Source organism: Streptococcus sp. WM07 (assembly GCF_004570525.1).
Lineage (GTDB): Bacteria > Bacillota > Bacilli > Lactobacillales > Streptococcaceae > Streptococcus.
This window is the reverse complement of sequence record NZ_SPPZ01000055.1, coordinates 1-10,458: the sequence shown is the minus strand read 5'-3', so window position 1 is coordinate 10,458 and position 10,458 is coordinate 1. Positions and strand designations below refer to the sequence as shown.

General features: G+C 41.8%; 10 protein-coding genes and 1 pseudogene. 5 read left to right on the top strand and 6 right to left on the bottom strand.

The features are described 5' to 3' along the window. A pseudogene (locus E4T71_RS07055) lies at positions 1-154 on the top strand (IS5/IS1182 family transposase); the annotation flags it as partial. Here E4T71_RS07055 and E4T71_RS09830 read toward each other — a convergent pair. The 4 genes from E4T71_RS09830 to E4T71_RS07040 form a co-directional block, all read right to left on the bottom strand. Beyond that, positions 149-301 (bottom strand): hypothetical protein, encoded by a 153-nt coding sequence (locus E4T71_RS09830; protein WP_167758487.1) that lies wholly within the window; start codon positions 299-301, stop codon positions 149-151. The pseudogene E4T71_RS07055 and the gene E4T71_RS09830 sit on opposite strands and share 6 nt — an antisense overlap. Before the next feature lie 332 nt (positions 302-633). Then, positions 634-2,748, bottom strand: a complete 2,115-nt coding sequence (locus E4T71_RS07050) for a DNA internalization-related competence protein ComEC/Rec2 (RefSeq protein WP_167758486.1) — start codon at positions 2,746-2,748, stop codon at positions 634-636. A gap of 183 nt (positions 2,749-2,931) precedes the next feature. Then, entirely contained in the window at positions 2,932-3,561 is a 630-nt protein-coding gene (locus E4T71_RS07045; RefSeq protein WP_135038434.1) for a helix-hairpin-helix domain-containing protein, read from the bottom strand. A 42-nt stretch (positions 3,562-3,603) separates the two neighbouring features. Further along, a complete protein-coding gene (locus E4T71_RS07040; RefSeq protein WP_135038432.1) occupies positions 3,604-4,341 on the bottom strand; it encodes a 1-acyl-sn-glycerol-3-phosphate acyltransferase in 738 nt (245 codons plus the stop codon). An 84-nt stretch (positions 4,342-4,425) separates the two neighbouring features. Between E4T71_RS07040 and E4T71_RS07035 the strand changes: the two genes are divergently transcribed. Continuing rightward, positions 4,426-6,780, top strand: coding sequence for an HAD-IC family P-type ATPase (locus E4T71_RS07035; protein ID WP_135038430.1), 2,355 nt, complete (start codon positions 4,426-4,428; stop codon positions 6,778-6,780). Between the two features lie 117 nt (positions 6,781-6,897). Further along, on the top strand, positions 6,898-7,686 hold the full coding sequence (yghU, locus tag E4T71_RS07030) for a glutathione-dependent disulfide-bond oxidoreductase (RefSeq protein ID WP_135038429.1): 789 nt from the start codon (positions 6,898-6,900) through the stop codon (positions 7,684-7,686). 70 nt (positions 7,687-7,756) lie between these two features. On the opposite strand, the gene E4T71_RS07025 is transcribed toward yghU, so the two are convergent. Next, the gene (locus E4T71_RS07025; protein ID WP_135038427.1) at positions 7,757-8,152 is read right to left on the bottom strand and encodes a hypothetical protein; all 396 of its coding nucleotides are present in this window, start codon (positions 8,150-8,152) and stop codon (positions 7,757-7,759) included. A gap of 388 nt (positions 8,153-8,540) precedes the next feature. Here E4T71_RS07025 and E4T71_RS07020 point away from each other — a divergent pair, with 388 nt between their 5' ends. Beyond that, positions 8,541-9,287 carry a tRNA1(Val) (adenine(37)-N6)-methyltransferase gene (locus E4T71_RS07020; protein WP_135038425.1) on the top strand — a complete coding sequence of 249 codons (747 nt, stop codon included), beginning with the start codon at positions 8,541-8,543 and terminating at the stop codon, positions 9,285-9,287. Beyond that, the gene (locus E4T71_RS07015; RefSeq protein WP_135038423.1) at positions 9,274-9,546 is read left to right on the top strand and encodes a GIY-YIG nuclease family protein; all 273 of its coding nucleotides are present in this window, start codon (positions 9,274-9,276) and stop codon (positions 9,544-9,546) included. The genes E4T71_RS07020 and E4T71_RS07015 overlap by 14 nt, the downstream gene beginning before the upstream one ends. A 25-nt stretch (positions 9,547-9,571) precedes the next feature. Here the strand turns inward: E4T71_RS07015 and E4T71_RS07010 are convergent, their stop codons facing one another. Further along, positions 9,572-10,198 (bottom strand): NAD(P)-dependent oxidoreductase, encoded by a 627-nt coding sequence (locus E4T71_RS07010; protein WP_135038438.1) that lies wholly within the window; start codon positions 10,196-10,198, stop codon positions 9,572-9,574. Positions 10,199-10,458: the final 260 nt, after the last annotated feature.

Sequence of the window (10,458 nt, the reverse complement as noted above, 5' to 3'; positions counted from 1 at the left end):
TCGAGACTTATCTTCACGGAGAATTAAGGTTGAGAATATTTTTGCAAAGTTCAAAGTGTTTAACATCTTTTCAACAACTTACCGCAATCGTAAGAAACGATTTGGTTTAAGAATGAACTTGATTGCTAGTATTATCAATTTTGAAAGGCTATAAACGTTTCGCAGGAAGTCTAATTAAATCTTTCAGATTTAGGAGGTCAAAAAGTACTTTAAAGAGAAGTAATCCTCCGTAATTCGTTAGATTTCCACCATCAAAAGAAAAAGTGTTGTTTTTAGAATTGTAATTTGTTAGACTGAGCATATGGGTTTCCTTTCTATTTTGATTTGGTTTGCGCTTATATCATAAAGGGGAAATCCTTTTTTGTCCAGTCAAAAGTCTCACCTAATGGGTGAAAATCAAAAACTTCCAGAAACCATGATGTATCAGCGATTCTGGAAGTTTTTTTAGTTATGTATGAATAATTTGGGGTGAATAATATTTGCTCTATTCGAATTGCGTAATTCTTGGTAATACTGTTGGGCAAGAGCCAGTCGCTGTCTTTCAAGATTCCCTCACTTTGCGGATATGACACCGTTATACCTCCTTTGTTAGTGACACTCAAGAAAAAGGAAAATGGTTTTTGTAATTGACCACTAGGATTTTCTCCAGCGATTAAAGGCCACCAATCTTCGCTCTTCCTCAAGCTTACGGACGGTTTCTAGTTTCCAATCCCACCAGCCATAAAGTCGGATGGCACCTTCTTGGTCAGTTCGATGCCAAGAGATGCCTCGTTCTCCTAGTCGCTCCAGGGTTTCTTCATGAGGGTGGTGGTAGCGATTGTCTTTACCGGCTGAAATTAGGGCTAGGCTCGGATGGAGGTAGTCCAAGAATGCCGGTGTCGAAGAGCCCTTACTGCCATGATGCCCTAATTTCAAAACATCAACAGATAAGTCTGGATAGTTTTTCATAAGAATCTCTTCTCCCTCCTGCTCTAAGTCACCGGTGAACAAAAAACGGACTTGATAAAATTGGCCGTACAAGACAAGCGAATCATTATTATCTCCTTGACCTTCTTCTAGTGGGTAAAGAGCTTGCAGTTGACTATCAAAAATAGGCCAGGTCTGCCCAGGTTCAACTAGATGAATCTGCGCTTGGGTAGCTTGTAATTTGTCTAAAAAACCTGCCTTGTGAAGACTTCCAGGACTAATATAAAGATTGGAAATCGGGATTTCCTGATCCACTACCAAAAGGTCACCAACATGATCAGCATCGGGATGGGTTAGGAAAACATGTTCAAGATGGTCGATACCTCTAGACTTTAGATACGGAATCAAACTATACTCGGCATTGGCTTTTATAGCATGTTTGGGCTTGGGCCCAAAGCTAACCTTCCCTCCAACATCAATAAGAGCATGACGCCCCTGCCAATCTCTGAGAAAGATACTGTCTCCTTGACCAATATTGACCAGAGTAATTTCATTCACGAAGGGAAATTTGGTTAACACAAGTCCTATTAGAAAGATAGAAAACCAAAGGCGAGTACGTCTTTTACTGGAGCGAGAATCCCACATAAATGCTAAACAAACTAATAAGCCCAAGAAAATCAGAAAAGACGGTTGCCCCAAAATAAGGGGTCCTGGTAAATAGCTCTGCGCTTTTTGCAAACACCAATCCAAACCCTGTAACAAATTATTCACCACTTCCCCTTTTGTCCAGGGAGCTAACAAAAGCAAAGCTAAGAAAAGCGGTAGAAGAATACGGTCAAAAAGAAAGGATAAGAGGACCGTAAAGAAAATTCCAAGTGGCTGATACTCACTAAAAAAGAGACACAGAATAGGCAAGCTTGCTAAGGCTACTACAAGAGCTTGCTTCCAACTCTCTAATCGCTTCCTATCCTGGGCTAAGACTTGTAGTATAAAGGCAAAAGCCAAGGACAATATGGCTCCCATATCTCGAAAATACTGAGGAGTTAATGCGGCAAGAAGCAATAAAAGAACCCAAAACTGCTGCATTCCTCGTAGGCCTAGAAGGCCCAATTGTTGTTGGACTAAAGCCCTCAATACAGAAGGAGTCCAGCCAGTAAGACCAGCATAAATAATGGAGAAGAACCATTGAAGTTGATTAAGGCTTTCCTTGGTTAGTCCAAAACCTGCCAAGATACGTCGGTAAAGTTTTGTAAAAAAAGCAACCTGCATGCCTGACAGGGCAAAAAGATGAAAGATTCCGAGTTGTCGATAAACATGGCCACGTTCTGCGAAACTAGCTGGTAAATATCCGAGTAATAACCCCGTCATATAGGATGCTAGGTCGGGAGGATAAGTGGATTCAATCCAATCAATACAGCCAGCACGCCAGACAGATAACTTGTCTACCAGATTCCAAGACTCTTGCCAGATTATTCGTTTTATCTTTTGAATCTTCAAAGTGTGATAAATCCCTTGATTTACTAGATAGGCTCGATAATCAAAACCTCCAAAATTCTCCTGTTCACGCGCTTCTCCTAACTCTCCTTCGAGCATTAGGCATGGAAGATGCTTTCTCCTACGTAAATAACGTAAATCTTCTCCCTCAGTCATTTTATAACTAAAACGATAGGTATGCCCTTCCCACTGTGCAATGCCTTTGAGACTATCCTCCTCATAAATCAAACTGTCTGGCTTAAGAAAAACCTGACTAGGAGCTTCTAGCTCCTCGGATGCCTTTTCTGTTTCGGCATTCTGACGCAATTGCCAACTACCAATCAATACCAGTAGTATTATGATTGTCATCCCAAAGACCTCCTTCCCTTGATTCCGATAAAGGCAGTACATCGATAGGAGCCATAAAATGAGAAGAAGGGGATGAAAACTGACCCAAGTAAAATACGATAAACCTGTCAGAAAAGCCAAATGGGAAAGCGAAATCCTCCGACAAACACTTTGAAAAAACTGTTTCATAACAGTTACTCTCCCCTAATCCACCTGTACATGGTCTCTAATTTTTTCCAGAGTCTTCTCACCAATCCCCGATACCTTTTTAAGATCATCGATAGATTGGAATCCACCATTTTGTTCACGAAAGGCCAAAATATCCTCGGCTCGTTTCTTACCAATGCCAGGAATTTTTTGTAAGTCTTCTGCAGTTGCCTGATTAAGAGCAATCTTTCCAGCATTAGATGAACCAGTTACATTGCCTCCTCCTGGTGCTACCGACGCTATAGCAGGAACCTCGCCTTGTTGAGGAACATAGATGACTGCTTCGTCCTTTAATAGCTGAGCCAAGTTAAGGCCATTCGGATCGGCATCAGACGTCAAACCGCCAGCTTTTTGAATGGCTGTTTGAGCTCTCGCTGGACTTGCTAGCTCATAGACACCAGGATTGCGCACCGCCCCCTTGACATCCACCGTAATTTTACTCGGATCCGTTTCTAGAGATTGCTCCCCCTTGCTTGACAATGGCTGACTCGTTTTCGGCACAGATAGAGGCTGGACTTGAGTCTGGGGCTGGGATGAAACTTGTTTATAGATGAAAAAAGCCACTACTCCAAGGACCAGGAGCAGTGGCAAAGCATTTTGGCGAATCAGTTCTTTCCAATTGTGCATAGGCGTTCCTCCTACTTTTTTATTCGGAGAAAAAAGAAAAAACTATTTCACATCAATATTCGGTTGATAAATAAAAGAGGCAATCCAGCTAAAGAGGACGGTAAAAAGAATCAAGACCAGTACAAAGAGTAAAACCACAAGTCGAATAGGTAAGAGCAACCAAGTCAAGAGATTACGTCCTTGTGGTTGGATATCCGCCTCCAGCTGATCAAAGGAGCTCTGAACACGGGCAGAAACTTCTGCAAGCCCTTCGCTGTTGAGGCGCTTGATGTCACTAATATCGAGACTATCCCCAATTCGGATGCTAACCGGTTGGCCTTTCAAAAGACCTCCAATTGTTGTTGGACCTTGGTAAAATGCAGGTACAATAGGCACTTTGGCAGTTTTCGCAATAACAGCTACTCCCCCTTTCAACTCTGACGAGTGACGAGTTCCAGATGGAAAGAGCATGAGGGAAAACTGGCTTTTACGCAGCATGCGTACAGGGTATTTCAGAACTTCTTGACTAGGATTCTCCCGATCAACTGGGAAGGCTCCACACATACGAATCCACCACCCTAGAATACGATTTTGGAATAACTCTTGCTTAGCCATAATAATAAAGCGTTTAGGTCTAGCTGCAAAAGCTAAGTAGACGGGATCCCAGATGGTTTTGTGTGGAGCAACTAGGACATAGTTACTCTCTGGATCTGGTAATTTATCAAGATTTTCATAACGAGTTGGTCCGTTCACAGCCCATAACAAGAGGGCTACCAGACTTCTCAGATAAGTATAAAACATATTCTCTCCTTTTTTGACATTATACCCCAAGCTTTTTCAGCACGCAAATAGTATTTTTAAAACAAATCTGATAAGATAGGAGGTATGGATAAGAAAGAACAATTGATTGGGCTGACACAGGCCCAGGTTGACAAGCGCCTTGCGCGTAAAGAGGTCAACCAGTTTAATGCCGATGCTTCGACCAGCACCTGGGATATCGTGAAGCGAAATGTCTTCACCCTTTTTAATGCCCTCAACTTTGCGATTGCAATCGCTTTGATGTTAGTTCAGGCCTGGTCCAACCTTGTCTTTTTTGCGGTTATCTGCTTTAACGCCTTTTCCGGAATTGTGACCGAACTTCGGGCCAAGCATATGATTGACAAGCTCAATCTACTGAACAAGGAGCAAGTTCAGGTTTACCGTGATGGCCAATTAGTCGCAGTGGATTCTGAAGAACTCGTGCTAGACGACGTGATTTTACTCGCTGCTGGTGAGCAAGTTCCTAGTGATGCAAAAGTTCTCTCAGGCATGGCAGAAGCCAATGAAGCCATGTTAACCGGAGAAAGTGACCTAGTTCCCAAAAATACCAACGATGAGTTGCTCTCAGGTTCCTTCTTAGCATCCGGTCAGGTGCAAGCTCAGATTATTCGGGTCGGTGCCGAGAACTATGCTGCTAAGTTGATGACCGAAGCCAAGGTCGTTAAACCCATTAACTCTAAGATTCTCTCTGAGTTAAATAAAATCGCCAACTTTACTGGAAAAATTATCATCCCCTTTGGTCTAATCCTCTTCTTTGAGGCCTTTGTGATGAAGATGTTGCCGCTAAAAGATTCAGTGGTTAACACCTCCACAGCTCTCTTAGGTATGTTGCCAAAAGGGATTGCCCTCTTAACCATCACCTCCCTACTAACAGCTGTTATCAAGCTGGGAATGCGAAAGGTTTTGGTTCAGGAAATGTACTCGGTCGAAACCTTGGCTCGGGTTGATACCCTCTGTTTGGATAAAACGGGAACCATTACTGAAGGAAAAATGACTGTCGAAGATTTAGAAGTCCTTTCCTCAGATTTATCCAAGGAAGACATCTTGGAAAATTTGGCCCATTATATGAACCATTCTGAAGATAAAAACCCAACAGCGCGGGCTATTCGTCACTACATAACCCAACCAGAAAAAAAGGTGATGCCTATCGCTACGATTCCTTTCTCCAGTGATCGAAAATGGGGAGCCGTTCAGTTTGAAAACAAGGGAAGTTTCTATCTTGGGGCAACAGATTTTTTGGTAGCTAATACAACTGAGTTTATCCAAGCTGCTCAAGAACGTGGATCCCGAGTCCTTGCTTTTGCCTGGAGTCCCGATTCTCTTAATCTGGAACAACCTTCCCTACCAGATAACCTAGAGGCTTTAACTATCTTGGAAATCTCCGATCCAGTTCGTGAAGGGGCTACTGAAACCTTGGAATACCTTCGCTCTCAAAATGTTGATCTTAAAATCATTTCTGGAGATAATCCCGTCACTGTTTCAAATGTTGCTGCCAAGGCTGGTTTCCATAACTACGACCAGTACCTAGACTGTTCGAAAGTCACAGATGAAGAATTAGAAGCAGCTGTAGCAACTACAGCAATCTTTGGTCGTGTCTCCCCTCATCAAAAACGCCTTATCATCCAAACTCTCAAGGCAGCAGGACACACTACTGCTATGACGGGTGATGGTGTTAACGATATTCTAGCCCTACGTGAGGCTGATGTGTCCATTGTTATGGCGGAAGGTGATCCAGCTACCCGCCAAATTGCTAATTTAGTCTTACTCAATTCAGACTTCAACGATGTACCAGAAATCCTCTTTGAAGGACGCCGAGTTGTTAATAATATTGGTAAGATTGCACCTATCTTCTTTATTAAAACAATCTACTCCTTTATCCTAAGTATCATCTGTATGGCCACTGTCCTTTTCTTCCAGGCAGATTGGATTATGATTTTCCCATTTATCCCAATCCAAATTACCTTGGTCGATCAATTCGTTGAAGGTTTCCCACCATTTGTTTTGACTTTCGAACGCAACATCAAACCGGTAGAGCCTCACTTCCTCAAGAAGTCTATGTTCCTAGCTCTTCCAAATGCTTTGATGATTATTATCTCTGTACTCTTTAGTCAGATTTATGGAAGCATCGCTGGTTGGTCTAGTATGGAAATCGGAACCCTTTCCTACTATCTACTCGGAACTATTTCATTCCTAGCGGTTATCAGAGCCTGCCTTCCTCTTAACCTATGGCGCGTGGGCTTAATACTCTGGTCAGTAGGAGGATTCTTCCTTTCTGCCTACTTCCTCAAAGGACTCTTACATATCGGTACTCTGACAGCCAATACTTGGCCAGTCTACCTGGTCCTTGCAACCATCTTTACCCTTATCTTCATTCTTTTCTCCAAGCGTTATTATCCCAAAGAGATGATGGCGACAGCCTAGATGAAGAGACAAGACTTAAGCTGAGACAGTTGTCTCAGCTTTTTTGCCTGTAGCGAAAACTTGAAAAACTTAGTTGAATCTGCTAGGATAACGTTAGAAACTAGACAGGAGAGAACTATGTCAGAATACCAATTACCAAAGATCTGGGAAAATCCTACACACATGGGTGGAGCCTGGGGAAGCCTCAATCAGCCAACTGCTGGTAGTCGCTTTGAGCAAACATTGCCACAAGGGGATAAACCTTTCCAGCTCTACTCCCTCTCAACTCCGAATGGACTCAAGCCGCTTATTCTATTGGAAGAATTACGAGAACTTGGCATTCATCAGGCCGACTATGATGCTTTTCGCATTAAGATTGGAGATGGAGATCAATTCGGCTCCGACTTCGTCGCCATCAACCCAAATTCTAAAATTCCTGCGCTTCTTGATATTTCTGGTGAAACATCCGTTCGAATTTTTGAATCTGCGAATATCCTTCTTTATCTAGCCGAAAAATTTAATCATTTTCTCCCAAGTAATCCTGTTGAGCGCAACGAAGTCCTCAACTGGCTCTTCTGGCAAGCCGGTGCTGCTCCCTTCTTGGGGGGTGGATTCGGTCATTTCTTCCACTACGCATCTGAGAAGATTGAATACGCGATTAACCGTTTTGCTATGGAAGCTAAACGCCAGCTAGACCTTCTAGACAAAGAATTGGCCAACAAACCCTATATTGCAGGTGATACTTATACCATTGCAGATATAGCTATCTGGTCTTGGTATGGTCGTCTAGCACAAGATAAGATTTGGGATAAGGCAGGCATTTTCCTAAATGTCCAAGAATACAAAAATCTCCAAGCTTGGACTCAAAAAATCGCCCAGCGACCAGCCGTTCAACGAGCACTAGAAGTTGAGTATCAAGAGATTTAGACTATAAAAAGTGAACCCGAGAGTCTTCTTGGGTTCACTTTTATGTATTCTCCTCACTATTATATAGGGATCACTTAAAATAAAACGAGATAAAATTTGAAAGGACCGAAATGAGCAACATTAAGCCAAATCCAATCAACCATCGAAGGAAGATACGCCTCTCCTTTCTTCTTTCTACCTCTTGTTTGTAAAAATAATTTTCCAACTTGATATCCCAGCTTTGATCTAATTGTCCAATCATCGTTACCATTTGCTCTTGGAATTGATTAAAACGATTTTCCATTTGATTAAAGCGTTCATCAACTTGTTTAAAACGCTCATCAACTTGTTGAAAGCGTCTATCTATTTCTGTCTCCAAGTGTTGGAAGCGTAACTTTACATTCTCAAATCCATGGTGCATATCCGATTCGATTTTATCCAGTTTTAAATCAATTTCTGATTTAGAATAACCATCTTGTAGGGTCATACTTCGCAATCTCCTATTCTTATTTGAATCCTCTTTGCTCTCTGATTCTAGAAAACATCCTCCATTTATTTCAGATTGTTTTTCAGCAAGTGTCATCTTGACCTCCTTTATGCAACCTCCAGAGTCCAAATTCACCGGAGGGCGTCTTCCAAACGCTATAAACTATTGAATCGTTCAAGATATCAAAACTGAAAAACGGTCATTCGACCTCTACTTTTCTTCTCGTCTTTATTTTACATCTATGATCAACAATTTTCAAAGAAAAACTGAATGAAGAAGTCAACCATCATGAAAAAAACTTGTCTCTAGATAAAACAATTCACTTTTAAAATAGGACAGCCTTTGTCAGAGCTGTCCTTATTTTGGGGCAAAATGCTATAATGGTTTTATGAGTGAAATTGAATTGTATCCCGGAGAACGGCTAGATCAGTTGTTCACGAGCCCGGTAAAAATTATCCAAAATCGAGAAGTTTTTTCTTATTCGATTGACAGTGTTCTTCTGTCTCGTTTTCCCAAACTCCCTAAAAAGGGTAAAATTGTCGATCTCTGTGCTGGAAATGGAGCTGTCGGTCTCTTTGCTAGTCAACATACCGAGGCAGACATTCTTTTAGTAGAAATCCAGGAGCGCTTAGCAGATATGTCCCAACGTTCTGTAGCCTTAAATAACTTGAACCAGCAGGTTCAAGTTTGGAATATGGATTTAAAAGAACTACCTCAAGAACTTCCTCCTAGTCAGGTGGACTTAATCCTCTGTAACCCGCCCTATTTCAAAGCCAGTGAAACTTCTAACAAGAACCTCAGTCCACATTACATCTTGGCTCGGCATGAAATTACGACAAACTTGGAAGAGATTTGTCGTGTCGCCCAAAAAATTCTCAAATCCAATGGTAGATTGGCAATGGTTCACCGCCCAGATCGCTTACTAGACATTTTAAATACACTGCAGGCTTTTAAATTAGCACCTAAACGCCTTCAATTTATTTACCCTAAAGAAAACCGTGAGGCCAACATGATCTTAATTGAGGCGATTAAAGATGGCTCAACGGATGGGCTAAAAATCTTCCCGCCTCTCTATATTCATGAGGAAGACGGATCCTATCGTCCGGAGATTCAAGAGATTTATGGACGCCAATAAGGACTGCATCTATGTCGTACGTTGCCGAGATAACAGCCTCTACACCGGTTACACCAATAATCTGGAACGGCGAATCAAACAACATAACGACGGCAAAGGGGCTAAATATACCCGTGCCAAAGGCCCGGTAACCCTAGTCTATACCCAAACCTACCCTGACAAAAGCCAGGCCCTTAAAGCCGAAGCCCAATTCAAAAAACTCAGCAAAGCAAAAAAAGAATCCATTATTGAAGAATACCAAAACCGCTTGAAGCCATAAGAACTCAAGCGGTTTTGGTATTTTATTACCAGCGAACAGACAGACGGGTACCTGCGTGTCCCCCTTCTTCCATCAAGTCAACCATGGCTTTAGCATAATCCGCATAGGAAATCTTGCTGATGCCATCTACATCAGTTGTAAAGATTTCTCCCTCAAGGACATATTCACCTTTGGCTGGAGCTTGTGCATCAAAATCAGCTGCTGGACTGAGATAAGTCCACGCAAGTCCTGTACTCTTACGCAAGAAATCCAAGCCTTCTTTCATAGCTGTCGCAAGTGGACGGTATTCTTCTGGGAAGTTTGGATCTTCTGATAAAGTTACACCTCCAACTTCTGTCAGATAAAGGGAACCAGCGCCTCCGACAACATAGAAAGGAATATCTGAATCTTTCAAAACAGCTGCAAGATGTTGCAAGGTTTCAGTATGCAAGTAAAGCAAATTTTCTTGGAAAACACCAAAAGCAGTTACCACCACATCAAAATCTTTTAAGTCTGTTGCTTCTAAATCCATAATATCTTTTGCTAAGACATTCTTCGCAAGACTTTTATTCTCTGAGCGAACAACTGCAGTCACATCGTGACCACGCTCCAAAGCTTCTTTTACAATCGCTTGACCAGCTTGGCCATTTGCAGCAAGAACAGCAATTTTCATCATTTACATCTCCTGTAACTTTTTTTGTTACAACTAGTGTACACAAATATTTTTTGGCTGTCAATTAAAATGTTTAAGAATCAACTCTTTTTCTAAATTCCCCAACAGTTCCCCAACAGTTTCCGATAATTTCGTAAGCGCCCAATAACAGAGTATATTGACAAAACTCCAAGATTATAAGCAGATTGCTTTTAATCTTGGAGTTTTCTTTATCTACAATTCTCTTGGATTTTTGGAGCCCATGGTAAATAAGCCTCTAG

Bases quoted from the DNA above. Each gene is read 5' to 3' on its own strand.
- E4T71_RS09830 (WP_167758487.1), bottom strand. From the start codon at position 301: ATGCTCAGTCTAACAAATTACAATTCTAAAAACAACACTTTTTCTTTT.
- E4T71_RS07050 (WP_167758486.1), bottom strand. From the start codon at position 2,748: ATGACAATCATAATACTACTGGTATTGATTGGTAGTTGGCAATTGCGT.
- E4T71_RS07045 (WP_135038434.1), bottom strand. From the start codon at position 3,561: ATGCACAATTGGAAAGAACTGATTCGCCAAAATGCTTTGCCACTGCTC.
- E4T71_RS07040 (WP_135038432.1), bottom strand. From the start codon at position 4,341: ATGTTTTATACTTATCTGAGAAGTCTGGTAGCCCTCTTGTTATGGGCT.
- E4T71_RS07035 (WP_135038430.1), top strand. From the start codon at position 4,426: ATGGATAAGAAAGAACAATTGATTGGGCTGACACAGGCCCAGGTTGAC.
- yghU (WP_135038429.1), top strand. From the start codon at position 6,898: ATGTCAGAATACCAATTACCAAAGATCTGGGAAAATCCTACACACATG.
- E4T71_RS07025 (WP_135038427.1), bottom strand. From the start codon at position 8,152: ATGACCCTACAAGATGGTTATTCTAAATCAGAAATTGATTTAAAACTG.
- E4T71_RS07020 (WP_135038425.1), top strand. From the start codon at position 8,541: ATGAGTGAAATTGAATTGTATCCCGGAGAACGGCTAGATCAGTTGTTC.
- E4T71_RS07015 (WP_135038423.1), top strand. From the start codon at position 9,274: ATGGACGCCAATAAGGACTGCATCTATGTCGTACGTTGCCGAGATAAC.
- E4T71_RS07010 (WP_135038438.1), bottom strand. From the start codon at position 10,198: ATGAAAATTGCTGTTCTTGCTGCAAATGGCCAAGCTGGTCAAGCGATT.